At 60.9% G+C, this 23,073-nt stretch carries 21 protein-coding genes and 1 tRNA gene; 16 read left to right on the forward strand and 6 right to left on the reverse strand.

The features are described 5' to 3' along the window. Positions 1-30: 30 nt before the first annotated feature. A complete protein-coding gene (locus tag GO988_RS18345) occupies positions 31-1,296 on the forward strand; it encodes a DUF3298 and DUF4163 domain-containing protein (protein ID WP_157568208.1) in 1,266 nt (421 codons plus the stop codon). Between the two features lie 41 nt (positions 1,297-1,337). After that, positions 1,338-1,934, forward strand: a complete 597-nt coding sequence (locus GO988_RS18350) for a DUF4202 domain-containing protein (protein ID WP_157568210.1) — start codon at positions 1,338-1,340, stop codon at positions 1,932-1,934. Positions 1,935-1,945: 11 nt separating this feature from the next. Here GO988_RS18350 and cobA read toward each other — a convergent pair whose 3' ends face one another. Next, positions 1,946-2,698 (reverse strand): uroporphyrinogen-III C-methyltransferase, encoded by a 753-nt coding sequence (gene cobA / locus GO988_RS18355; protein WP_157568212.1) that lies wholly within the window; start codon positions 2,696-2,698, stop codon positions 1,946-1,948. 171 nt (positions 2,699-2,869) lie between these two features. On the opposite strand from cobA, the gene GO988_RS18360 reads away from it, so the two are divergent. Beyond that, a complete protein-coding gene (locus GO988_RS18360) occupies positions 2,870-3,586 on the forward strand; it encodes a precorrin-2 dehydrogenase/sirohydrochlorin ferrochelatase family protein (RefSeq protein WP_317164919.1) in 717 nt (238 codons plus the stop codon). Between the two features lie 3 nt (positions 3,587-3,589). On the opposite strand, the gene gpmA is transcribed toward GO988_RS18360, so the two are convergent. Continuing rightward, positions 3,590-4,279, reverse strand: a complete 690-nt coding sequence (gene gpmA / locus GO988_RS18365) for a 2,3-diphosphoglycerate-dependent phosphoglycerate mutase (protein ID WP_157568214.1) — start codon at positions 4,277-4,279, stop codon at positions 3,590-3,592. 314 nt (positions 4,280-4,593) lie between these two features. Here gpmA and rpsA point away from each other — a divergent pair, with 314 nt between their 5' ends. The 4 genes from rpsA to GO988_RS18385 all read left to right on the forward strand — a co-directional run bounded on the left by rpsA (position 4,594) and on the right by GO988_RS18385 (position 11,365). Then, positions 4,594-6,483 (forward strand): 30S ribosomal protein S1, encoded by a 1,890-nt coding sequence (rpsA, locus tag GO988_RS18370; RefSeq protein ID WP_157568216.1) that lies wholly within the window; start codon positions 4,594-4,596, stop codon positions 6,481-6,483. 110 nt (positions 6,484-6,593) lie between these two features. Further along, positions 6,594-6,664: transfer RNA gene (locus GO988_RS18375), tRNA-Cys, on the forward strand. Between the two features lie 135 nt (positions 6,665-6,799). Beyond that, positions 6,800-9,439, forward strand: coding sequence for a cyanophycin synthetase (gene cphA, locus GO988_RS18380; RefSeq protein ID WP_157568218.1), 2,640 nt, complete (start codon positions 6,800-6,802; stop codon positions 9,437-9,439). A gap of 102 nt (positions 9,440-9,541) precedes the next feature. Beyond that, entirely contained in the window at positions 9,542-11,365 is a 1,824-nt protein-coding gene (locus GO988_RS18385; RefSeq protein ID WP_157568220.1) for a DUF885 domain-containing protein, read from the forward strand. Positions 11,366-11,470: 105 nt separating this feature from the next. On the opposite strand, the gene GO988_RS18390 is transcribed toward GO988_RS18385, so the two are convergent. Then, positions 11,471-12,421, reverse strand: coding sequence for an SMP-30/gluconolactonase/LRE family protein (locus GO988_RS18390; protein ID WP_157568222.1), 951 nt, complete (start codon positions 12,419-12,421; stop codon positions 11,471-11,473). A gap of 118 nt (positions 12,422-12,539) precedes the next feature. On the opposite strand from GO988_RS18390, the gene GO988_RS18395 reads away from it, so the two are divergent. Together GO988_RS18395 and GO988_RS18400 are read left to right on the forward strand one after the other, a co-directional pair. Then, on the forward strand, positions 12,540-12,953 hold the full coding sequence (locus GO988_RS18395; RefSeq protein WP_157568225.1) for a DoxX family membrane protein: 414 nt from the start codon (positions 12,540-12,542) through the stop codon (positions 12,951-12,953). 28 nt (positions 12,954-12,981) lie between these two features. Next, entirely contained in the window at positions 12,982-13,620 is a 639-nt protein-coding gene (locus GO988_RS18400; RefSeq protein ID WP_157568227.1) for a flavin reductase family protein, read from the forward strand. A gap of 85 nt (positions 13,621-13,705) precedes the next feature. Here the strand turns inward: GO988_RS18400 and GO988_RS18405 are convergent, their stop codons facing one another. Both GO988_RS18405 and GO988_RS18410 read right to left on the reverse strand, forming a co-directional pair. Next, the gene (locus tag GO988_RS18405; protein ID WP_232341578.1) at positions 13,706-14,728 is read right to left on the reverse strand and encodes an MBL fold metallo-hydrolase; all 1,023 of its coding nucleotides are present in this window, start codon (positions 14,726-14,728) and stop codon (positions 13,706-13,708) included. Positions 14,729-14,898: 170 nt separating this feature from the next. After that, the gene (locus tag GO988_RS18410; protein WP_157568228.1) at positions 14,899-15,255 is read right to left on the reverse strand and encodes a hypothetical protein; all 357 of its coding nucleotides are present in this window, start codon (positions 15,253-15,255) and stop codon (positions 14,899-14,901) included. Between the two features lie 121 nt (positions 15,256-15,376). Between GO988_RS18410 and GO988_RS24480 the strand changes: the two genes are divergently transcribed. The 6 genes from GO988_RS24480 to GO988_RS18440 all read left to right on the forward strand — a co-directional run bounded on the left by GO988_RS24480 (position 15,377) and on the right by GO988_RS18440 (position 20,825). Beyond that, positions 15,377-15,808 (forward strand): thiol-disulfide oxidoreductase DCC family protein, encoded by a 432-nt coding sequence (locus GO988_RS24480; protein WP_317164920.1) that lies wholly within the window; start codon positions 15,377-15,379, stop codon positions 15,806-15,808. Positions 15,809-15,852: 44 nt separating this feature from the next. Further along, positions 15,853-16,974 carry an esterase/lipase family protein gene (locus GO988_RS18420; protein WP_157568232.1) on the forward strand — a complete coding sequence of 374 codons (1,122 nt, stop codon included), beginning with the start codon at positions 15,853-15,855 and terminating at the stop codon, positions 16,972-16,974. Positions 16,975-17,073: 99 nt separating this feature from the next. Continuing rightward, a complete protein-coding gene (locus GO988_RS18425; protein ID WP_157568234.1) occupies positions 17,074-18,036 on the forward strand; it encodes a T9SS type A sorting domain-containing protein in 963 nt (320 codons plus the stop codon). A 70-nt stretch (positions 18,037-18,106) separates the two neighbouring features. Then, positions 18,107-19,768, forward strand: a complete 1,662-nt coding sequence (locus tag GO988_RS18430; RefSeq protein ID WP_157568236.1) for an MFS transporter — start codon at positions 18,107-18,109, stop codon at positions 19,766-19,768. A 60-nt stretch (positions 19,769-19,828) separates the two neighbouring features. Beyond that, the gene (locus tag GO988_RS18435) at positions 19,829-20,407 is read left to right on the forward strand and encodes a hypothetical protein (protein ID WP_157568238.1); all 579 of its coding nucleotides are present in this window, start codon (positions 19,829-19,831) and stop codon (positions 20,405-20,407) included. 160 nt (positions 20,408-20,567) lie between these two features. Next, positions 20,568-20,825 (forward strand): hypothetical protein, encoded by a 258-nt coding sequence (locus tag GO988_RS18440; protein WP_157568240.1) that lies wholly within the window; start codon positions 20,568-20,570, stop codon positions 20,823-20,825. Positions 20,826-20,926: 101 nt separating this feature from the next. Here the strand turns inward: GO988_RS18440 and GO988_RS18445 are convergent, their stop codons facing one another. Then, a complete protein-coding gene (locus tag GO988_RS18445) occupies positions 20,927-22,162 on the reverse strand; it encodes a TPM domain-containing protein (protein ID WP_157568242.1) in 1,236 nt (411 codons plus the stop codon). 204 nt (positions 22,163-22,366) lie between these two features. On the opposite strand from GO988_RS18445, the gene GO988_RS18450 reads away from it, so the two are divergent. Further along, on the forward strand, positions 22,367-23,068 hold the full coding sequence (locus tag GO988_RS18450; RefSeq protein WP_157568244.1) for a haloacid dehalogenase type II: 702 nt from the start codon (positions 22,367-22,369) through the stop codon (positions 23,066-23,068). Positions 23,069-23,073: the final 5 nt, after the last annotated feature.

Below are 23,073 nucleotides of genomic sequence, written 5' to 3' on the forward strand. Positions count from 1 at the left end.
AGTTGGTAGCCCACCCCCGTCATTTGTGGCATGAAACGCTCTTTGTTTGCCCTAGGCTGCTTGCTCAGCCTAGCGGCCTGCCACTCGCAACCGAACCAAACTACCGCTACCGACTTAGCTACACAACCCGAACAAGCCACTGGTAATCAACCTGCCGCCGGCAACTCGCCCGGCACTGCCTACCACGTATACCGGGCCCTGCTGCCAGGCCAGGCCGACAGCATTACGCTGCACTTGGTGGCAGCCCCGCGCAGCTTTAGCAACACCGAGGCAGCTGGGCACTACGGCAGTTATTACGGCCCCGATGGCCATCCCTATTCGCTACAGGGGCAGCCCAGCACCACCCCCGACAGCGTGGTGCTCTTCGATACCAGCCCCGAAAAAGCAGTAGCATCGGCCAGTAGCAACTTCTACTGGCGGCTGCGCCGGCAGCCCGGCCGGGGCGACTTGGCGGGTACTGTGGGTGGGCAACGTGTGCAGCTGCGCTTAGTGCAGCCGGCGGCGGGCACGCTCAGCTTCACGGTGCGCTATTTTGCCGATTCGGTGGCCGCTTTTCCCCACGAAGCGAAGTCGCCGGTGGGCCGCCTAAGCCTGCAAGCGCTGCTGCCCATGGGTGGGCCCGATACTGTTCGCCAAGGTTTGGAAACCAGTATGCTGCGCGACTTACGGGGCGACACGCTCGACGGCCTACCCACCGTTTCGCTACCCACCCTCTACAAGCAGCAACGCCAGGAGTTTTTTAAAACCTACCGCGAGGATGCCGCCGATAGCCGCCCCGCTCCTGCCGATACGGCGGGCATTGGCGCCTACGGCCCCGGCATGAACTACGAAAATCATAAAGCTGCTTACGTGCTTTACCAGCAAGGCCATTTATTAAGCATGGGCTATTTCACCTACGATTTTAGTGGGGGCGCGCACGGCAACTACGGCACCACGGCGGCCAGCTACGACCTGCGCACGGGCCGCCGCCTCCGCTATACCGATATTTTTGTGCCTAATGCCGAGGGCCAGCTTTCGGCCCTACTAGGCCAGGCAGTGCGCCCGCTCCTAGGTCTGGCGCCCGCCGACCCGCTCGACAAGCAACTGTTTGTGAAGCAAATGCCCGTGACGCACAATGTGTTTTTGACGGCTGGCGGCGCGGTGTTTATTTACCAGCCCTATGAAATTGCCGCCTATGCTCAGGGCGAGGTGCGCGTATTTGTGCCGCTTTCGGAGCTGCGGCCGCTGCTACGTAGTGGCCTACCCCTGCCGGCCGCGGGTAGAGTGGTCACGCGCTCGGGGCCATCTGGCCGGTAAAGCTCCGTACGTTGGCAAACTGCTTTTTCCTACCCCCGATTATGAGCCTGACCACCCGCCTTTTCACCGAAGCTACCCGCCTCTTCGACGCAGCTAATAGCGAAGACCCGAACATCGAAATAGGCGCCGATGGCCAGCCGATGGCCAAAGAGTTGCTGTATGCCCGGCGCATGACGGCCTGCCTGGCCCGCGTGGCACCCGAGGCACCCGAGGCCGTGCAGTTAGCTGCTCGCTGCCAGCACATTAGGCGCTGGAGCATTCCGCGCGCCGATTTCCCCCTGACGCGCCCTGGCTACCACCAGTGGCGCAATACGCTTAAGAAATACCATGCCGAGCTAGCTGGCCAGCTCATGGCCCAGGCTGGCTACGGGCCCGATATGATAGTACGCGTACAGCAGCTCGTGCAAAAGCTACGCCTCCAGGACGACCCCGAGGTGCAGCTGCTGGAGGACGTTATCTGCCTGGTTTTTCTGGAGTATTACTTTCTGCCCTTCGCCGCGCAGCATCCCGAGGAAAAGGTGATTGAAATTGTGCAGAAAACCTGGCCCAAAATGACGGAGCGCGGCCATGCCCTAGCCTTGCAGCTACCCTTCACGCCCGAAGCGTTGGCACTGGTCAGCAAGGCGTTAAGCAGCTAGCAGATAGGTTTTTATTGTTCATCGTTTGCTGCGAATTTCCGCCCTACCCCTACCACATCGCCAATGAAGATGATGGCGGGGTAGGTGATGCCCTCGGCCGCCACCAGCGCTGGCAAATCTTGCACGCGGCCGATGGCCACTTTGCGCTGGGGTAGGGAGGCGTGCTGCACCACGGCGGCGGGCGTGTGGCCGCGGCCTTCCTGCACATAAGTAGCAGCTATTTCGGCTACCTTCTTCAGCCCCATGTAGATAACGACGGTTGAATTGCTTTGCATGGCCAGCCGTAGATCGGCCGATAGGGTGCCATCTTTCTTGGTGCCAGTGAGTATCCAAATGCCTTCGCTTACCACGCGGTGGGTAAGTGGAATATCTTCAAAACCAACGGCCTGCATACTCGAAATACCCGGTACGTAGTGCGCCGCAATGCCGTGGCTGCGCGCAAACAGCATTTCCTCGAAGCCCCGGCCGAAAATAAACGGGTCGCCCCCCTTTAAGCGGATGACGCGGCCCTTAGCTAACGCTTTTTCGCGGATTAACTCGTGGATGACTTCCTGGGGGGTGTACTCGCCGTAAGGTTTTTTGCCCACGTAAATGCACTCGCAAGCCGTAGGCGCCAGGGCCAGCAACTCTTGGTTAGCGAGGTTGTCGTAGAGAATAACGTCGGCCGTTTGCAGAATGCGGTACGCTTTTAAGGTCAGCAGTTCGGGGTCGCCGGGGCCGGCGCCGACTACATACAGTTCGGGAATAATGGGCAAATGGGCCATGAGCTAAGCGGCGGAGCATGCAAAGGAAAGGCAGCGGTGGCCGGCATCGCTTGTTACCGGGCCTCTGGCACACCCCATGGTAGCTAGTTAGCGTAACAATTTATTCTTACGAGTGGCTTACGGGTTAGCGCTGCACGCAAAGTGCTTTTCTTCTGTCTGTCTGCCGTTCTTTTGTCTCCTATCCCCATGCCCGCCGACCAGATGCCCGCCCAAAACCCGCTTTTCCCCGCCTTTCTCAAACTCGAAAACCTACACGTGCTCTTGGTGGGCGGCGGCAACGTGGGACTCGAAAAGCTGACCGCCATCCTGCGCAGCAGCCCCGAAACGGCCGTTACCATCGTCAGCTTCAGCTTCTTGCCCGAGCTGCGCGAAGTAGCCGCTCGCCACCACCGCATCCGGCTTGTGGAGCGAGGCTGGGAAGAAACCGACCTCGACGCAGCCGACATCGTATTTGCCGCCACCGACGACCCGGCGCTGCACCGCCGCATCAAAACCGCTGCCCGCGCCCGCCGCTTGCTCGTGAACGTGGCCGACACGCCTGACCTCTGCGACTTCTACCTGTCGTCGGTGGTGCAGAAGGGCCAGTTGAAAGTGGCTATCTCCACCAACGGCAAGTCGCCCACCGTGGCCAAGCGCGTGCGCGCCATGCTCGAAGAAACCTTACCCGAAGAACTCGATGAAGTGCTCCAGCAAATGACCGTTATCCGCGGCCGGCTGGCCGGCGACTTCGCCGCCAAAGTCAAGTCGCTGAATGCCGTGACGGCCGAGCTGGCGGGCGGCAAGGCCTACGAGTCGCCCGCCACCAAGCGCTGGCGGCGCGTGGCCACCGGCGCACTGCTAACGGCAGGTACCCTGCTCGCCACCCGGCTATTCCGGCGGCCCGAGTAGGCACTACGTCAAGTAATAGTGCTTGATTTTGTCCAGGTTGTCGTCTAGCTCGTACACCAGCGGTACCCCGGTTGGGATGTCCAGGCTGGTCACTTGCTCATCCGTGAGCTTGTCGATGTACTGCACCAGCGCCCGCAGGCTGTTGCCGTGGGCCGCGACCACCACCTTCTGCTCGTGCCGCATGGCGCGCATAATGCGCTCGGTCCAGAATGGCATAACCCGGTCCATCGTCTCGGCCAGGTTTTCGGTTAGGGGCAACTCGCGGTCCGTCAAGTGCTTGTAGCGAATATCGAGGCCCGGGAAGCGCGGGTCGGTGCGCTCGATGGCGGGGGGTAGGGCGTGCGGGTCGCGGCGCCATTGCTGCACCTGCTCGGCGCCGTATTTTGTGGCGGTTTCGTCCTTGTTCAAGCCTTGCAGCGCGCCGTAGAAGCGCTCGTTCAAGCGCCACGACTTCTGCACCGGTACCCAGAGGCTATCCATCTCATCGAGCACGTAATCGAGCGTTTTGATGGCCCGCCGCAGTACCGACGTAAAACCTTGGTCGAACGTATAGCCGTTGGCTTTCAGAATCTGCCCCGCTTGGCGCGCCTGCTGGCGGCCAGTGTCAGTCAAGTCCACATCGGTCCAGCCGGTGAAGCGGTTTTCGAGGTTCCATTGGCTTTCGCCGTGGCGGATAAGCACGAGTTTTTGCATAAATAAGGGCCCTTTAGCAACTCAGGGGCGTGGCCTCAGTACGGCAGGAAGGTGAATGAAGGTATTGTGAGGATAATGAGGGGCTTTTTTAGCGGGGCAAAATCATTTTTACCTCAGAATACCCTACGCAAGCTGCTTCACACAAAATGCCTTTCTCAGCCCTACCCCCCACTTGCTAAACCAACTGAAAATCCGTACCTTTGCGGCCCTGTCAAGGCGGCAGGCTGGGAGCTAACCCTCCCGGAATCAACTTAAAATGCGCTCCGCCCTGGGTTCCGGCGGTGGCGTTCAGTAGGTTAGGAACCTGCTATTTCATGGCAGAATTGATTGACGATTTCGACTGGGACAATGTCGATGCCAGCGGCTTTGGGGGTAACTACAACGCCGACCAGCGCGCTGAGCTGGAAAAAATGTACAGCGACACCCTCACCACCGTTCAGGAGGAAGAGGTAATTAAAGGCACCGTGGTAGGCATGACCGACCGCGATGTTATCCTGAATATCGGTTTCAAATCAGACGGCCTCGTGCCCCTGAGCGAATTCCGTGACCTGCCCGACTTGAAAGTTGGTGACGAGGTGGACGTGTTCATCGAAGACCAAGAGGATGCCAACGGCCAGCTCATCCTGAGCCGTAAGAAAGCTAAAATCAAGCAGGCCTGGAACGCGATTTACGCGGCTCTGGAGAATGATACCGTGCTGGAAGGCGTGGTGAAGCGCCGCACCAAAGGCGGCCTCATCATGGAGATGGATGGCGTAGAAGCCTTCCTCCCCGGCTCGCAAATCGACGTAAAGCCTATCCGCGACTTCGACATCTATGTGGGTCGCCGCATGGAAGTGAAAGTCGTAAAAATCAACGCCGCTTTCGACAACGTAGTTGTCTCGCACAAAGTCCTCATCGAAAAGGACCTCGAGCAGCAGCGCGAAGCCATCCTGAACAACCTCGAAAAAGGTCAGATTCTGGAAGGCAACATCAAGAACATGACCAACTTCGGCGTGTTCATCGACCTCGGCGGTGTCGATGGTCTGCTGCACATCACGGACATTTCGTGGGGCCGCATCGCTCACCCGAGCGAAGCACTGCAGCTCGACCAGAAACTCAACGTGGTTGTGTTGGACTTCGACGAAGCCAAGAAGCGTATTTCGCTGGGCTTGAAGCAACTGACGCCTCACCCATGGGATTCGCTGCCCGCCGACCTCGGCCCCGGCTCGCGTGTGCAGGGCCGCATCGTGAACGTAGCCGATTACGGCGCGTTTATGGAAGTGGTACCGGGCGTTGAAGGCCTCATCCACGTTTCGGAAATGAGCTGGAGCCAGCACCTGCGCAACCCGCAGGACTTCATCAAGCAGGGCGACACGGTAGAGGCAGTAGTACTGACCCTTGACCGCGAAGACCGCAAGATGAGCCTCGGCATCAAGCAATTGACCGAAGACCCGTGGACCCGCGCTGACTTCGCCGAGAAGTTTGCCGTAGGCACCAAGCACAGCGGTGCGGTTCGTAACCTCACCAACTTCGGCCTGTTCGTAGAACTGGAAGAGGGTGTGGACGGCCTCGTGCACGTATCGGACCTGTCGTGGACCAAGAAAGTGAAGCACCCTTCGGAAGTGGTGAAAGTGGGCGACAAACTCGACGTAGTAGTACTCGAGTTGGATATGTCGGCTCGCCGCTTGGCCCTGGGTGTGAAGCAGCTAGAGGAAAACCCCTGGGATACCTTCCAGACGGTGTTCACCCCTGGCTCGGTACACAAGGCTACCATCACCGAGAAGTCGGACCGCGGCGCAGTACTCGAATTGCCTTACGGCATCGAGGGCTTCGCTTACCCCAAAGGCTTGGTGAAAGAGGATGGCTCGAACGCCGAGAATGGCGAGCAGCTGGACTTCCGCGTAACTGAGTTCTCGAAAGATGACCGTCGCATCGTGCTTTCGCACACTGCGGTGTACAACAAAGAGGACGAAAGCAACCGCACGACCAACTCGAAATTTGCTAAGAAAGCTCCCGTTGGCGGTGCTACGCAAGGCGAAGGCAAGTTGAGCGACCTCAAGAAGCCCGCTGACAAGAACACCCTCGGCGACCTCGACGCCCTGAGCGCGCTGCGTGACCAGCTTGCTGGTGCCGAGCGCCAGGCTGGCGAAGACAAGCTGAAGGCTCGTCAGGATGCGCCTGCCGCTGGCAACTCGCCCGACAACGCCGAAATCCAAGGTTCTTAATCCCTTGAATAGTAGGTGAAACAAGAAGCCCCGGCCACCAGGTCGGGGCTTTTTTTGTGCCCGCACTTGGTCAACACAATCTTTTTATTGTACCTTTGTGCCCCCAAGCCGGTAACGTGACCGAGCGGCTAGGTAGAGGTCTGCAAAACCTCCTACGGCGGTTCGAATCCGCCCGTTACCTCAAAAGCCCCCTTGCTTTATAAGAAGCGAGGGGGCTTTTTTGTGGCAGCTAGGGGCCAAAACAGCAGAATAAGCGGCGCGGTGCCTACATTGCCGTATCGCTGGCCGAGCCAGCCCTTATCCTTGTTTTGGCTATATGAAGATTATTGACCTCCGCACCATGCGCGGGCCGAGCTACTGGTCGGTGAAGCACTACCGGCTGATTGTATGCAAAGTTGATTTACAGGCGCTTACCGGGGAGTGGAGTAATACGCTGCCTGGCTTTGCCGAGCGCCTGACGGCTTTGTTGCCCGGCATCGGACAGCCGCACGAGACAGGACGCCATTCGTCAAAGCAACTAGCCAAGCACCCACCCCTAACGCAGGAGCAACTGGCCAATGGCGAGCCGCTGGGCCACGTTATCCAGCACGTAGCGTTGGAGTTGCAGCGCCAGGCTGGCATGCCGGTTTTCTGGGGCAAGAGCTACCCAGCCCACGAGCAGGGGGTAGAATACGTAGTGTTTGCTTACCAAGAGGAGCGGGCCGGCCGCTATGCGGCCCAGGCGGCCGTAGAGCTAGTAGAGGCCTTGTGTAAGGGCGAAGATTTTATTCTAAAGCCGGTCATCGACGAGCTACACGATATTCGAGAAGAGGAATTTTTTGGGCCTAGTACCTGGAGCATTGTGGCTGAGGCTGCCTCGCGCAATATTCCTTATATTCAGCTGAAGAACAGCTCGATAATTCAGTTGGGTTATGGGGTGAACCAGCGCCGTATCTGGGCTACTACCACTACCCTTACCTCACACGCGGGGGTAGAAGTAGCGGGCAATAAGAACCGCACCAAGGCCATGCTCGCCGACGGCGGTGTGCCGGTGCCGCGCGGCACTACCGTGTACTCGGAAGATGGCCTGCGCGACGCCATTGAAGAGTTGGGCTTCCCCATCGTGACCAAGCCGCTTGATGGCAACCACGGCAAGGGCGCCACCATTCGCATTACGAATTGGGAAGACGCCGTGGCGGGCCTGAAGGCTGCCAAAGAATACTCGCGGGCCGTGATTGTGGAGCAGTTTGTGGAGGGCGACGACTACCGCCTGCTCGTAGTGAATGGCAAACTCATTGCGGCTGCCAAACGCACGCCAGCCGCCGTAACGGGCACCGGCGAACATACTATCCAGCAGCTGATTGACAAGGTTAATGAGGACCCGCGCCGGGGGGTAGGGCACGAGAAAGTGCTTACCTCCATCAAGGCCGACCAGCACACGCTGGACATCCTAAAAAACCGCGAGCTAACCCTAGAATCGGTGCTCCCGGCTGGCGAGACGCTGTACCTGAAAAGCACCGCCAACATCAGTACCGGCGGCACGGCTACCGACGTTACCGACTTGATGGACCCCTACAACGTGCTGCTGGCCGAGCGCGTGGCGGGCATCGTGGGACTCGATATTTGTGGTATTGATTTGCTAACCAGCGACATCGCCATCCCCCTGAACAAGACGCGTGGGGCCGTGATTGAGGTGAATGCTGCGCCAGGCTTCCGGATGCACATTGCGCCTACCGAAGGCCTGCCGCGCAACGTGGCCGCGCCAGTAGTGGATATGCTGTTTCCGCCCGGTGCGCCGACGCGCATCCCGATTATCGCCATCACGGGCACCAACGGTAAGACGACGACCACGCGCCTCATCGCGCACATGGTGGCCACCAAGGGCTATAAAGTTGGCTTTACGACCACCGATGGCATTTACATTCAAGGAGTGCAGTTGCAGAAGGGCGACTGCACGGGCGGCCAGAGCGCCGAGTTTGTGCTGCGCGACCCTACCGTGAACTACGCCGTGCTCGAAACAGCCCGTGGTGGCATGCTACGCTCGGGCCTGGGCTTTTATACCTGTGATATTGCGGTGGTTACCAACGTGGCGGCCGACCACTTGGGCATGCGCGACATCTACACGGTGGAGGAGATGGCCGCCGTGAAGGGCGTGCTGCCCCGCACGGTGCGCAAAAATGGTTGGGCCGTGCTCAACGCCGACGACGACTTGGTGTATGACATGGCCCGCACCGTCGATTGCCGAGTGGCGCTTTTCTCGATGAATGAGCACAACCCGCGCATCCAGGAACACGTGGAAGCCGGCGGCGTGGCTGCCGTGTACGAAGAAGGCTACATCACGATTTATAAGAACTCGTACAAGCTGCGCATCGACCGGGCGGCCGAGTTCCCGGTTACGTTCGGGGGTAGGGCCACGTTCAACATTGAGAACTCGCTGGCAGCGGCGCTAGCTGGCTACCTGGCGGGCTTCGACAAGGATGACATTAAGACGGCGCTTCGCACCTTCGTGCCCTCGGCTACCAAGACGCCGGGCCGCATGAACGTGTACAAATTTCCGCGCTTTGAAGTAATTGTGGACTACGCGCACAACACGGCGGGCATCACCAAATTTGCGGAGTTCATGGACGCTACCCCCGCCACGCGCAAGATTGGCGTGGTATCGGGCCTGGGCGACCGCCGCGACGAGGATACGCTGGGCTTTTCGCGCATTGCGGGCCGCATTTTTGACGAAGTTATCCTGCGGCAAGACCGCGATTTGCGCGGCAAGTCGGCTGAGTTTCTGCAAGAAATAATGACGCGCGGCCTACGCCTCGACAAGCCGGAGTTGCCCATCAACTACATCGAGAACGAGCTCGAGGCCATCGACCACGTGCTGGCAACGGCTCCGGAAGGCGCCGTGATTACGCTGCTGACCGAAAACATCGCGGGCGTGCTCAAGAAGCTGGACGAATACGAAGCCAGCCTCAAGAGCGAGTAGTCCCTACCCCTCTTCTGGGCCATTACGTGCTCGCGTAGTCGCCCTACCTACCCCCCGCTTGGGCGTCGAGGCCACTAACCTTATATACTTTTCTGTTTTTCAATGAAATACCTTGCGCAGGCGGCCGTGGCGGCCGCTGCTTTGTGGCTAGCGGGCTGCCAGTCGGCCTCTTCCGATAAAACTACCGAAACGAGCGAGTCGGCCGCGGGCACTGCTACCTCTACAGCTGGCAACAAGGAGCTGAATGGCTTATTTGGCCAATTTTGGGACAAGCAGTCGCGGCTCGACCCGCTGTCGGCTACGGCGCAGGGCGACAACCGCTACAACGACCAGCTGCCCAACGATGGCACCCGCGCCTACCGCGACACGTTGCGCAACTTCTACCAGGGCTACCTGACCCGGCTTGAGCAGTTTGACCGCAGCAAGCTCGACGCCAACGACCGGCTTAGCTACGACATCTTTCAGTACCAGATGCAGCAAAACCTGGCCGGGTTGAAGCTCACTACCTGGATGATGCCGTTCAACCAGTTTTACGCCCTACCCCTCACGCTGGGCCAGATGGGCTCGGGCAAAGGCATTCAGCCCTTCAAAACGGTGAAGGACTACGACAACTGGCTGGGCCGGGTGAAGGGCTTCACGGTGTGGGCCGACACGGCCATTGCCAACTTCCGCCAGGGTATGCAGGCGGGGGTAGTGCTGCCCAGGGCCTTGGTGGTGAAGATGGTGCCCGAGTTGCGCGACCTGGCGGTGGCCGACCCTACCAAGAGCTTATTTTACAGTCCCATCAGTGATTTTCCGAAGGACTTCTCGGCTGCCGACAAAACCCGGTTGGCGGCGGCCTACAAGCAAGCCATCAGCACCGAGCTAAACCCGACGTTTCAGAAGCTGGGCACCTTTCTGCAAACCGAATATTTGCCTAAAGCGCGCTCCACGAGCGGGCTGGGGGCTATTCCGGGGGGGCCAGCCATGTATACCTACCTGGTAGCTAATTCCACGACGACTGATAAAACGCCGGCCGAAATCTACCAGCTGGGCCTGAGTGAAGTGGCGCGCATTCGCGCCGAAATGGAGCGGGTGAAAGCTAGCGTGGGTTTCAAGGGCGACCTCAAGGCCTTTTTTCGGTTCATGGAAACCGATAAGCGCTTCACGCCCTACAAAACTCCGGCGCAGGTGCTGGCGGCCTTTGAAACTATTCACCAGCGCATGGAGCCGAACCTGAAAAAGATGTTCAACCACGTGCCCAAAACGCCCTTCGAAATTCGCCAGACCGAGGCTTTCCGCGCCGCTTCGGCGTCGGCCGAGTACAACCAAGGGTCTCCGGATGGCTCGCGGCCGGGCATTTTCTACGTACCCATTCTGAATGCTACCAAGTTTAATACGAACTCGGGCATGGAATCGCTGTTTTTGCACGAGGCTATTCCCGGGCACCACTACCAAATTTCGTTGCAGCAGGAAAACACCAACCTGCCCAAGTTCCGACGCTTCGGAGGCCAAAATGCCTACGTGGAAGGCTGGGCCCTGTACTGCGAAAGCCTGGGCAAGGAGCTAGGCCTTTACCAAGATCCCTACCAATACATGGGGGCCTTGGGCGACGAGCAGCTGCGGGCTGTGCGCCTGGTGGTAGACACGGGCCTGCACAGCCGCAATATGACTCGCGAGCAAGCCATCCAGTACATGCTCGATAACCTGCTGCTCAGCAAGCAGGACGCCACCTCGGCCATCGAGCGCTACATGGCGATTCCGGGTCAGGCGCTGGGGTATAAGATTGGCGCCCTGAAAATTCGGGAGCTGCGCACGAAGTACGAGAAGCAGCTCGGCAATAAGTTCTCGCTCAGCGCCTTTCATGACGCTATTTTGCAGGATGGCTCGATGCCCCTGGCCGTGCTCGAAAAGAAGATGGATGCCTGGGCCGCCACGCAGAAGTAAGTAAGCCCAAACCGCTTGGTTTATACTAAAATAAGGAACGTTAGGCGGCCCGCGGGTGCTGCCTGACGTTCCTTATTTTCATCATTACCCGCTCATCCTTACCCCCTATCGCGCGCCTTGCACGCGCATGGGCACGGTGAAAATAGCCTCCGAAGCGGTGATGAATAAGGTCTGGCGGTCTTTGCCACCAAAGCAGATGTTGCCCGTCCACTCGGCGGGCACGTCGAGGTGGGCCAGGCGTTCGCCGGTGGGGCTATAAATGGTTACTCCCTTGCCAGTCAAGTAGATATTGCCGCGCTCGTCGATGGTCATGCCATCCGAGCCCTGCTCCACAAATAGCTGGCGGTCGGTGAGCTCGCCTTTGGCACCGATGCGGTAGCGGTATGTTTTGTTGGCCCCGATGTCGGCCACGTACAGCAACTTGCCATCGGGCGTGCCGATGATGCCATTGGGCTTAGTCAGGGTAGTTTCGACGGCTACCGGCTTGGCAGTTTCCGAGGCCATGTAGTACACATATTGTCCAATTGGTGCCGGGTGGGGGGTAAGCCAGTAATCACGCTCGTAGTACGGGTCGGTAAAGAATAAGCCACCTTGCGGGCTGACCCACACATCATTAGGACCGTTAAAATGCTGACCGGGCCCCTGGCCAGCCAGCACCGTGGGCTGGCCGGCGGGGCTGATAGCCCACAACTCATTCTTGGCATCGGCGCAGGCAATGAGGCGGCCTTTGCCGTCGAAGTACAAGCCATTGGCGCGGCCAGCCGGACTCAAAAAAACGCTGAGCTTGCCATCAGTGCCATACTTCCAGATTTTATCGTTGGGCTGGTCGGTGAAGAAGATATTGCCCTGCTTGTCAACGGCCGGCCCTTCGGTAAACTTGAACTGCTTGGCTACCCGTTGGGGGGTAGGCGAACCCGCAAATAGCGCTTGCCCGGCCGCGGTGAGGGGGGTAGGCGCAGCGGCGCCAGTGGCCTGGGCCGTAGCTGCGCCGGGCGCGAGCAAGCCCGCAGTCACCAGCCACGGGGAAAAAGAACGAAGAATGGAACGAGCCAGCATAGAGCAACGGGATAAGGTGTGCGCAAACTTACTGGCCGCACGCCGGCAAGCGGCGCTGGGGTAGCGCTTAACTTCCGGCAGCGACGTGCGTAAGCCCAGGCTCGCTACCGCATCTTCGATGAAACTTACCAATCCTGAGCTGGCCTTTGTGCTGGGCCGCCTACTGCTGGGCCTCAACTTTTTGCTGCACGGGCTGGTGCGCATTCCGAAGCTGGCGACGTTTCAGGCGGGGGTGGTAAAGGAGTTTGCGGCTTCGCCCCTACCCCCCATCTTGGTAGCGAGCTTCGGCCATGTGCTGCCATTTGTGGAAGCTGGCCTGGGGCTGCTGCTACTGCTGGGGCTGTTTACGCGGCCTGCGCTGGCGGCCACCATGCTGCTCATTATGAGCCTGGTATTCGGCAGCAGCTTGCTGGAAAAATGGAGCCTGGTGGGCGACCAGACGGTGTACGGGCTCTACATTTTTGCTTTGTTGCTGCACGTACAGCACAACCGCCTGTGCCTCGACCGGGTTACTGCTGCGCCGGCCGCTTAGGGCTGGCCCTACCCCCTCACTTTTTGTTATGCGCCACATCACTGCCGCCGACATTGCCGCCTTCGAGCGCATCTACCGCCTCAACCTCGTCAATGGCTTGCCGGGCTTTAAGCCGGCCAACTTGGTGGGCACGGCCGCGCCCGATGGGCAAACCAACCTGGCTATTTTTAGCTCGGCCCTGCACCTGGGCTCCGACCCGGCGGTGCTGGGCATCGTGACGCGGCCGACTACCGTGGCGCGCCACACTTACCAAAATATCAAGCAGAACGACGGGTGCTTCACCCTCAACCACGTGCCCCTAAGCCTCACGGCCCAAGCTCATTACACCTCGGCCAACTTTGAGGACGACGTGTCGGAGTTTGAGGCCTGCGGCTTTACGGCGGTGTACCGCGACGGCTTTGCGGCGCCCTACGTGGCCGAAAGCCCCTTGAGCATTGGGCTGCGGCTGCGCGAAGAGCACGCCATTTTCAACGGCACGGCGCTGCTGGTGGGCACCGTCGAGCACGTGTATTTGCGCGAAGAAGCTTTGCGCGCCGATGGCACCCTCGACTTGGTAGCGCTGGGCGAAGCCGCCATTTCGGGCCTCGATGGCTACCACGAGGTGCTGCCGCCCGTGCGTTTTGGTTACGCCCGGCCAGGCAAAATGCCGGAGGCGCTGAAACAGTAATTGTCAAAGCTACTAATACAATAAAAAGGGGAGCCCTAGTCAACTTAACTAGGGCTCCCCTTTTCACTGTGCTTCATTTATGTGCTTACGCCTGCTGGCTGCGTGGGCGCGCCGGATTATCGTGGTAAGGAGCGCGGTAGGTTTGCTTTTTTTTCTTTTTGCCAGCCGTGGCGAGGGCTAGCACGCCCAGCGCTGCCCCCACAACGGCCAGGCCTTTCACCCAAGGGCTAACCAGTGGCGGAGGCACCGAGCGCACGCCGGTAGCATCGGCTGTGGCGGCGCGGTGTGCATAGCGGCCCACCTTGGGGCGCGCCAACTCGTTGAAATGCACCGCTAAGTACTCTAATTGGTGTTGTAGCTCGTCGCCGTGCATGGCAATGCCGTGGCCGGTGGCGGCTACTTCGGGCACCAGGCTCATCAGCTCGGCTAGGGAAGTGCGCGCCGAATCCCAATCGGGGGTGAAGTAGGCGGGTGGGCCGTGCACCTCTTGCTTTTGCGTGTAGGTAGCCAGGGCCGACTCGCCCCGCACCGTAGTGAAGGCATCGCCAGCCACCAGCACCTTCCCTGCCTTGCGGAAAAAAGACACGTGGCCGGGCGTATGCCCCGGCGTATGCAACCAGCGCCAGCCGGGCAGGCCGGGCACGGTGCCATCGGCGGGCAGCGGGTGCACCCGCGCGCCCAGGTTGTAGGGGTGCTTGGGGTAAGTGAACGACAGGTAAGCCATCAGGCCGCCGCCCACGGTGGGGTCGGGTGGGGGGTAGCTCGACAGGCCCGTGAGGTAGGGCAGCTCCAGCGGGTGCGCATACACGGGCACATCGGGCCAGGCTTTTAGCAGGCCAGCGAGGCCGCCGGCGTGGTCAAAATGCGCGTGCGTCAGCAGGATGGCCACCGGCGGGTTGTCGGCGCCGAAGGTTTCGGCGGCGTGCTGCTTAATTTTGCTAGCCGCGCCGGGTAGGCCGGCGTCAATTAGCACCCACGGGCCGGGGGCTTGCTCGGGCTCGGCGGCCACGTAGTAGAGGTTCACAAACACGTTGCGCAGCACGTGCAAGCCGGGCACAACGGGCATAAAAGCGGGGGTAGTGGCCCGCGTAGCGTGGTTGGACAGCATAGGTAGTAGGGAGGGGGTAGGAACAGAAGCACAAGCTGCACCGCTGGCGCGCGGCACTCCGTAGCATACGAAGCTTGCGGCACGGCGGCCCACGAAAGGCACGAAAAAACCCCGCACCAAGGTTGGCACGGGGTTTTAGAAGAAGCGGTTGGCAAGCCGTGAATCCTAGCCTAGTTGTTGCCGCGCTCGTTGTTTTTGGGCTGGGCTTGGTCGGTGGGGCCCATTTTGCCGCTAGCGGTTTGGGGCGAAGTAGCGCTCTTGCCGGCCGGGGCCGAATTGAGCTGGTCATCAACCGAGCCGTTTTTGATATCCGAGGCCGAGCCTTTGCCAATAGGCGCGTGCACGTTCTGCTTGTAGTTGATGCTATCGGCGTTCACGTCAGCATTGGTGTAGCCGGGGGGGTTCACAAAGCCTTCTTTAAACTGGGGGTTTTCGCCGGGGCTTAGCGAAGCGTAGTCGCAGGCCGTGAGCAAAGTGGCCGATGCGCCTAGCAGCAAAGCCAGGGCGGGGCGGAGAATGACTTTCATATCGAAGGGTAAAAGAATTTTACTGCTGCAAAGATGCGGCCAGGCCGCCGATATTGGTGGACGCATAAACCGGATTTTGGTTGCCGCCGTTCTACTAAGTAGTTCTACTTTCTTTCGTGCCGTGGCTGCTTCCCCTACCCCCCCTTCCGCCGTGGTGCTCTTCGATGGGCACTGCAATCTGTGCCAGGGCCTGACGCAGTTTTTGCTGCCGCGCGACCCGGCCGGTCACTTCCGACTGGGCAGCTTGCAGTCGGCGGCCGGGCTGGCGCTGCTGGCGCAGCACGGCATTAGGCCGGTGGAGGCTGGGGGCCCCGACTCGTTGGTGCTGCTGCCGGCCGGGGGAGGCCCACCGCTGCTGCACTCGGCGGCGGCGCTGGGTATTTTGCGGCGGCTGGGCGGCGGGTGGGGGCTGCTGGGCCACGTAGGGGGGGTAGTGCCCCGCGCCTGGGCCGACGCCGTTTACCGCTGGATAGCCCGCCACCGCTACGCTTGGTTTGGCCGCACCGAGGCGTGCTGGCTGCCGCAGCCGGAGTGGGCCAACCGGTTCTTATAATTGCTTATAAATCCTCTTATTCACTATCCCTTACTCAGAGTAATATGCTGCGTCGCACCCTCACTACGCTAGTTCGCACGGCGCTGCTACCCGTGCGCGGGGCAGCTATGCTGTATAAAGCGGGCCGGGCGCACCAGCATTTTTTTCTGCCGGTGCTCAATGGGGCGCTCGGCGACCAGCTGGCCGCCAGCGGCGATGCCCGCACCATTCAGTTGAGCTTTCGGCGGGGCGGCCACGATGTGCCGGTGGCCGAGCTCGGCCTGAGCCAGCCGCACCAGAAAACGGTGGTGTTTGTGCACGGCCTGATGGGTGACGAATTGATTTGGCAAACCGGCTTTCAAGACACCCCCGGTGGGCCACTGCGCTACGGGCCGCGCCTAGCGGCCGAGGCCGGCTGCCGGCCCCTCTATGTGCGCTACAATACGGGCCTGCACATCTCCGAGAATGGCCGAGCGCTCAGCCAGTTGCTTACTGAATTGGTGGAGACCTACCCGAGCGCCGTGGGCGAACTCGTGCTGGTTGGCCACAGCATGGGTGGGCTGGTTATCCGGTCGGCGAGCTACTACGGCAATGAACAGGTAGCAGTGACTAGTGAGCCGCCCGCCGCACACCCGAAGCGCAAAGGCAAACCCCGGCCCGCTGCGCCTTCTTCACCGCTCGCCGAAACTGCGCCCTGGCTAGCGCACCTGCGAACCGTGTTTTTGGTGGGTGTGCCGCACGATGGCTCCTACCTCGAGCAAAACGGCCAGCTGGTGGAGCGGTTATTACGGCGCATCAATCTTTTCCCGACGCGCTTTTTAAGCCAGGCCATCGCGCGGCGTTCCAATGGCATCAAAGATTTGGGCCAAGCCTTGCTGGTGGACGAGGACTGGCAGCAGCCCGACGACCCTGCCCTACCCCACCCGCGCACCGTGGTGCCGCTGCAACCGGGCGTGCGCTACCACGTGCTGGTGGGCGCTTGGCTGCGGGCCAGCCTGCCGCAGGCCGTGCGCGAGTATTTTGGCGATGGGCTGGTGGGCGCGGCTAGTGGGCGCGGCCAGCTTTTTAGCGACGAAGCGGCGCTGCCGCCGGGCACTTCGGTGCGCACGGCCCGCTTTGGGCAGCAGCACCACGGCGGGCTGCTGCACCACCCCGAGGTGTACCAGTACCTGCGGCAGTGGATTTAAGCGAATAATTCATACTTTGCTTATCCCTCGCTTTTTCTTTTGCGTAGAAAAAAACATTCGTTTTAGCCACCACCAGTAAGCCCCTCATTTTCACTGCATATGAAAGCAATTTTCTACTCCTTCGCCATGCTGCTAGTGCTGGGCGTGTGCCACTCAGCTAGCGCTCAATCTTTCCCTAACAACGGGTTTGAAACCTGGGCTACCCCCAATACGGTGGTCGAAGCCCCTACCGGCTGGCAAACCACCGACCTTATCCTGGCTTACCTCAACCAGATTCCGGCCAACAATTACTATAATACCCAGACGGTTACCAAAATCACGGATGTGCACAGCGGTTCTTTTGCCGCTAAGCTTTCTACCCTAAGCTTGCCCACTACCAGCGGTGGCTCCGTAACCGTGCCGGGCCTGTTGGTGCTCGGGTCGAAGCCGGGCATTTATACCTACCGGGGTTTTCCCAATGCGGGGGCGGCCTTTGCCACGCGCCCTACGCAGCTTCAGTTTTACTATAAGTTTAGTGGCCTAGCCGCCGACTCGGCCTCGGTGCTGGTGTACTTCACCAAAACCAGCGGGGCAGCGGGCTCGGCGCCAACTGTTTTGGGCGGCGCTTTGCAGTACTTGGCCCCTACCACGGGTGGCTACGCGGCAGTATCTATACCCATTCAGTATTCGAGCAGCACCCTGCCCGATTCGGTGCACTTGCAGTTTAGCTCGGGCAGCGCCCGCGTTATTCGGGCGGGCACTACGCTACAACTCGATGATATTACGTTCAGCAACACCGCCCTGGCCGTGCGGGCCGATGCCAGCCTGCAAGAGCTGCTGAGCGTGGCCCCCAACCCTAGCCCGGCCGGCCGCTTTGTAGTGAGCTCGCCTGCGCAGCCCGAGCTGGCTGCCGCACCGCTTACGGTGTTTGATGTTACGGGCCGGGAAGTGCTGCGCCAAGCGGCCCAAGCTACCCCCACTGCCGAGCGTGTGCTCGACCTAAGCACGCTGCCGCTCGGCATTTATACCCTGCGCCTCGACTCGAAACAGGGCGCGCTGGTGCGGCAACTGGTGGTGAAATAGCCGCACCTGGGCTTCGGAATAACCCTGAGGCAGCCGAATAGCGTACGTCCTCCTGGCTTATTCCTTCTGCATGAACCCCACGCTTCCCCTGGCGGCTGCCGAGCCGCGGCCCGGCCTGCGCACGCCGTTTACCTACACCCTATTTCGCGCCATCTGGATTGCCTCGCTCGTGTCGAACGTCGGCACCTGGATGCAGAACGTGGCCGGGGTGTGGCTCGTCACTACCCTCACCACGTCGGCCTTGCTGGTGGCCCTTATGCAAACGGCCACCAGCCTACCCGCTTTTTTGCTGAGTATGCCGGCCGGCGCCGTGGGCGACCTCATTGACCGGCGCCGCCTATTGCTTTTTACGCAGGGCTTTATGGCAGTAGTGGCGTTGGGGCTGGGCGCGTTCACGCTCACGGGCAGTATCCGGGCCATTGACGTACTGGGCTTTACGTTTTTGCTGGGCATGGGCGCGGCCCTCAACGGCCCCATCTGGCAAACGGTTACGACTGAGCTGGTGCCGCGGCCGGTGCTGCCTTTCGCCATTACCCTCAACGGGGTGAGCAACAACATTGCCCGCGCCATTGGGCCGGCGCTGGGCGGGCTCATCATCGCTTATTACTCGCCAGGCTGGGTATTTGTGCTGAACGGCGTGTCCTTCGTGGGCACCTGGATAGTGGTGTATAAATGGCGCCGCGAGGTGCAGAACGACGGCGGGCCAGCCGAAAACTTCTCGGGTGCGCTGCGGGCGGGCATTCGGTACGTGCAGTACTCGCCGGCCATTCTGGCGGTGCTGGTGCGCACGTTCGCGTTTTCGTTTGGGGCCAGCGCCATGTGGGCGCTGCTGTCGGTGGTGGTGGCGCGGCGCCTGCACTTGCAGTCGGGCTCCTACGCCGTAATGCTGTCGTGGCTCGGCGCGGGCGCCGTCACGGGTGCGCTGCTCATTGGCAAAATCGGCCACCGCCTCAACCTGAACCGCCGGGTGCTGCTGGGCTCGCTCATGTTTGTGGCTACCAACCTCTGCCTGGCACTAGTGAACAGCGAATACTGGCTGTTTCCGGTGATGTTTTTGTCGGGAACCGCTTGGCTCATTACCATGACGAGCTTCAGCACCAGCGTGCAGCTGCACGTGCCGAAGTGGGTGCAAGCTAGGGTTGTAAGTATGTATATGCTAGTATTTCAGGCAGGTATGAGCCTGGGCAGCATTGTGTGGGGCGAGCTAGCCGACCGCGCCACGCTGCCGCTGGCGCTGCTCATCGCAGCCGGCTGGATGCTGGTAAGCCTGGCCCTGGCGCTGCCCTTTCCGATGCACCAGCCCGAAGGCCTCGACTTTTCGCCCGGCGAGCCGTGGAGCGACCGCTTGGTTGAGGAAGATATTGACCCCGACGATGGCCCAGTGGTGGTAATGATTGATTATGAAGTAAATCCGGCCGACCAACCCGCTTTCCGCCTCGCGGCTCAGCACCTCACGCGCCTGCGCTTGCGCGATGGCGCCCTGCGCGCCGGCGTGTTTGCCGATGTGAGCCAGCCTACGCGCATCACCGAGTTTTTTTACGTGGCTACCTGGGCTGAGCACGAGCGCCAGCACCACCGCTTCACCCGCGACGACCAGCAGGTGGAGGCCGAGGTACGGCGCTTTCACCAGGGCGAAACGCCGCCCCGCGTGACGCACTTCCTAGCTTTTCCGCGCACGGCTAACGTGGAGGTGGCAGCCCCGCCGCTGCAAGTGGCGGGCAGTGCGCAGTAGTCCGCGCGAGTATCGTGACCGGAGTCATATTCGTATAAAGCTCAACCAATGGGTTGTTTTATGCGTGCTTTTCTCTTCGTACTTGGCTTAGCGGCCATTAGCTGGGCGGCGGCCCCTACCCCCCAAGCCTTGGTGGTGCCTGGCCGCAGCTTGGGCCAAACCAAGCTGGGCAGCAATGCCACTACCCTCGGTGCGCTAGGCAAGGCAGCCTACAGCGATGCCGCCATGCAAAAAGCCTGGACCACCTGGTACGGCCGCCGTCCCACCGATGGTAGCGCGCCAAATGAACTCGATGTATACACCGCGCCTCAGGCCAACGACGTGGACCACCATACGGTGCAGGTAGTGCGGGCCACCTCGCCCTGGTTTCAGTTGGCCAATGGCCTGCGGGTAGGTTCGTCGCTGGCGGTTATTTGGGCGGCATATGGGCGGCTGCCGCTGGCCACTTCCTACCCCCTCGCAGCCGGCCAACGCTACCTCTACGACGATGTGCGCCGCGGCGTGGCCTTCGAAACCGATGGCACAGCCGGCACTAGTCGCTGCCGGGCGCTCATCGTGCACACGCCCGGTCGGGCCGTGGTGGCGACGTACCTATCCTTGCCGGCTTACCTAAAGGAGCTGCCAGCCTACCGCGACTAGCGCGTTTGAGCCGTGGCTATATTGGTGCTCAACGGCGCATCTAACCAGGGTTTCACTGTTTTAAACCACCGCCCCGTACAACCCGCAAAACCACGCCCTAGCTCGGCATCGTAGCTAGGGGCCGCCCGATGGTCTGGTGGCCTGCCCTACCCCCCTGCTTATGCCCCGACTTTTGCTTCTCTTGCTGCTTGCACTGCTTAGCCTGGCCGATGGCCCCGCGGCAGTGGGAGCCCCGGCCGCTGGCCACCACCCGCGCTACACCGCCTACAAGCACCGGGGCGATGCCCGCAAGCGTTGGCGCCGTATGGGCGTTATCGGCCGCTGGCGCTACCGCCAGCGCTTCAAACGCAAGCAGCAGCTGAAGGGCCACCGCGGAGTTATTCGGGTGGGTAAGGTGAAGGGCAGCATCCAGAAATAACACTGGGCTGGCCTCAGCTACACCATTCTAAACGAAAACAGCCGCCCGAAACCGGGCGGCTGTTTTGTTAGGGCGAAAGGCGAGCTGAGCGCGGGGCTTACTTACCACGAGCCGCTGTTGTCGTCGGTGCTATCGAAGCCCCCTCCGCCGGTGTCGTCCGAAGAAGTATCGTCGTACGACGAGTTGTCGGAGGAGAAGTAGTCGCCCGACGAATCTGCCGAGTTATTATCACCGGAGAAATAATCCGGTTCGGCGTTGGTATTAGCGTCGCCGCCCCGCGAGGAAAAGTAGTCGCCGGCCGCGCCCGTGCCAGCCGCAGCCGCCCCGGCCCCGCCCAGGCCCGCGGCAGAATTGCCATCGAAGTTCTGCCCAGCATTATTCGATTCGTGGCCCTGCGACATCCGGTTGCCTAAGTAGGCACCAGCCGCAGCGGCCGCGCCGGTGGCCAATATGCCGCCCATACCGCTTCCGCTGCTAGGCGCGGCGCCGTAGCCCGGGCCGCCCTGCTGGTAGCCCGCGTTGGGGGCGCCAAAGTTGGGGGTAGGGTTGTTGGGTCGGTTGCCCATGAAGTTTGGCGCTTGGTTGGCGTTGTTAGCGCCGTTGTTGCGACGGAACAGCTTCATGAGCAGCCAAATGCCGCCGCCAATCACGAGCGCACCAATGAGCAGCGAGCCCATGCCAAAGCCGGAAGACGTCGGCGCGGCTTCCGTTTGCTGCACTCCCACGGGGTCTACGGCGCTGGTGGGGCTGGTTTCACTAGCTAGGTTCGAGCTAGCAGTGGGGGTAGTAGTGGTGGCGGCGTTGCTGGCCGTAGCGGCCGTGGCATTTTTGCGGGGGTCAGAGCTGGGGTTAGCGGCCAGCATCAAGGTATTGAGGCCTTTGCGCAAACCCGCAAAGTAGTTGCCCTGCTTAAAAGCGGGCGTCATTTCCTGGTTGATAATGCGGTTGGTAAGCTCGGGCGTAACGGCGCTCTTCAGCCCCGACCCAGCCTGAATGGTCACTTTATGCTCTTTGGCAGCTAGCAGCACAACGACACCGTTGTTCTTATCGCGCTGGCCTACCCCCCAGGCAGTGCCCAGCTGGCGGCCATAGTCGGCTACGTCGGTGCCGTTGAGGGAGGGCACCGTCACTACTACAACTTGGGTGCCAGTGGTTTCGGCATATTTGCGCAGGCCGCCTTCGAGCTTTTTAGCATCGGCGGGAGCCAGCAGGTTTCCTTGGTCGGTAACGAAGGTGAAGGGTACCGGCCGGGTGGGCAAGCCATCGGCGGGCGCGGCGCTAGCGGGGCCACTCAGCCCGGCCAGCAGCAACAAAAGGGCAACAACAAAACGAGGCATGGCGCAACAAGTGAAATGAAAGAAAAGGCGTTTCGTTTGCCTTTTACGGCCCTAGGCGCGGCGCGGCTGCTTTCGGGCAGTTTGGGCCGGCAGCCCTCAGGTTTTTTGGCAAAGCAGGCGGCAACCTACGTGGCCAGCAACTGCGCAATTGCGTAGCAGAATAGGCCGGCTGCCTAGCGGGCGGCCCTATATTGCTTGTGCTCTATGGCTTCTGCTACCCCTACCCCCCTGCCGTTTCGCCGGCCCCAGGTTATCCTATTCGACGTTAACGAAACGTTGCTGGATATGAGCCCGCTGAAAGCGGCCGTGACGGCGGCCTTTGGCAACAAAGCCGCGTTCAACCACTGGTTTGGCTTGCTGCTGCAGCACGCGCTGGTGGCCACGGTTACCGGCCGCTACTTTGCCTTTGGCACCATCGCCGACGCGGCCCTCGACATGACGGCCCACATGCTCCAGGAGCAAGCGCTTACGCTGGCCGAAAAGCACGCCATCATTTCCCTGCTGACTAAGCTGCCGCCGCACCCCGACGTGCCCGCTGGCCTACAACAACTGCACGACGCCGGCTTCCGGTTAATGGCTTTCAGCAACTCGCCCGCCGCTACCCTGGCCGAGCAATTGCGGTACGCCAACCTCCCCGAATACTTTGAGCAGCAGCTGAGCATCGAGGCCGTGCAGCGCTACAAGCCCCACCCCGACACCTACCACTACGCCGCGAAGCAAGCCGGCGTGCTGCCCGCTGCTGCTATGCTGGTAGCCGCCCACGGCTGGGACGTAGCTGGCGCCCTCCACGCGGGCTTGCTCGCTGGCTTCATTGCCCGCCCCGGCCAGACGTTGTATCCGCTCGCGCCCCCACCCACCTGCCAAGCTCCTACCCTCACGGCGTTGGCCGGGCAGCTGGTTGGTTAGGAAAA

The sequence above is a fragment of the Hymenobacter ginkgonis genome (genome assembly GCF_009755225.1).
Taxonomy (GTDB): Bacteria; Bacteroidota; Bacteroidia; order Cytophagales; family Hymenobacteraceae; genus Hymenobacter; species Hymenobacter ginkgonis.

What these genes read in the sequence shown, in the direction of transcription:
- GO988_RS18390 (WP_157568222.1), bottom strand. Translation starts at nt 12,421, where the DNA reads ATGCTGGCTCGTTCCATTCTTCGTTCTTTTTCCCCGTGGCTGGTGACT.
- rpsA (WP_157568216.1), top strand. Translation starts at nt 4,594, where the DNA reads ATGGCAGAATTGATTGACGATTTCGACTGGGACAATGTCGATGCCAGC.
- GO988_RS18385 (WP_157568220.1), top strand. Translation starts at nt 9,542, where the DNA reads ATGAAATACCTTGCGCAGGCGGCCGTGGCGGCCGCTGCTTTGTGGCTA.
- GO988_RS18405 (WP_232341578.1), bottom strand. Translation starts at nt 14,728, where the DNA reads ATGCTGTCCAACCACGCTACGCGGGCCACTACCCCCGCTTTTATGCCC.
- GO988_RS18400 (WP_157568227.1), top strand. Translation starts at nt 12,982, where the DNA reads ATGCGCCACATCACTGCCGCCGACATTGCCGCCTTCGAGCGCATCTAC.
- cobA (WP_157568212.1), bottom strand. Translation starts at nt 2,698, where the DNA reads ATGGCCCATTTGCCCATTATTCCCGAACTGTATGTAGTCGGCGCCGGC.
- GO988_RS18350 (WP_157568210.1), top strand. Translation starts at nt 1,338, where the DNA reads ATGAGCCTGACCACCCGCCTTTTCACCGAAGCTACCCGCCTCTTCGAC.
- GO988_RS18435 (WP_157568238.1), top strand. Translation starts at nt 19,829, where the DNA reads ATGCGTGCTTTTCTCTTCGTACTTGGCTTAGCGGCCATTAGCTGGGCG.
- GO988_RS18345 (WP_157568208.1), top strand. Translation starts at nt 31, where the DNA reads ATGAAACGCTCTTTGTTTGCCCTAGGCTGCTTGCTCAGCCTAGCGGCC.
- GO988_RS18410 (WP_157568228.1), bottom strand. Translation starts at nt 15,255, where the DNA reads ATGAAAGTCATTCTCCGCCCCGCCCTGGCTTTGCTGCTAGGCGCATCG.
- GO988_RS18445 (WP_157568242.1), bottom strand. Translation starts at nt 22,162, where the DNA reads ATGCCTCGTTTTGTTGTTGCCCTTTTGTTGCTGCTGGCCGGGCTGAGT.
- GO988_RS18430 (WP_157568236.1), top strand. Translation starts at nt 18,107, where the DNA reads ATGAACCCCACGCTTCCCCTGGCGGCTGCCGAGCCGCGGCCCGGCCTG.
- GO988_RS18420 (WP_157568232.1), top strand. Translation starts at nt 15,853, where the DNA reads ATGCTGCGTCGCACCCTCACTACGCTAGTTCGCACGGCGCTGCTACCC.
- GO988_RS18450 (WP_157568244.1), top strand. Translation starts at nt 22,367, where the DNA reads ATGGCTTCTGCTACCCCTACCCCCCTGCCGTTTCGCCGGCCCCAGGTT.
- cphA (WP_157568218.1), top strand. Translation starts at nt 6,800, where the DNA reads ATGAAGATTATTGACCTCCGCACCATGCGCGGGCCGAGCTACTGGTCG.
- GO988_RS18395 (WP_157568225.1), top strand. Translation starts at nt 12,540, where the DNA reads ATGAAACTTACCAATCCTGAGCTGGCCTTTGTGCTGGGCCGCCTACTG.
- GO988_RS18425 (WP_157568234.1), top strand. Translation starts at nt 17,074, where the DNA reads ATGAAAGCAATTTTCTACTCCTTCGCCATGCTGCTAGTGCTGGGCGTG.
- gpmA (WP_157568214.1), bottom strand. Translation starts at nt 4,279, where the DNA reads ATGCAAAAACTCGTGCTTATCCGCCACGGCGAAAGCCAATGGAACCTC.
- GO988_RS18440 (WP_157568240.1), top strand. Translation starts at nt 20,568, where the DNA reads ATGCCCCGACTTTTGCTTCTCTTGCTGCTTGCACTGCTTAGCCTGGCC.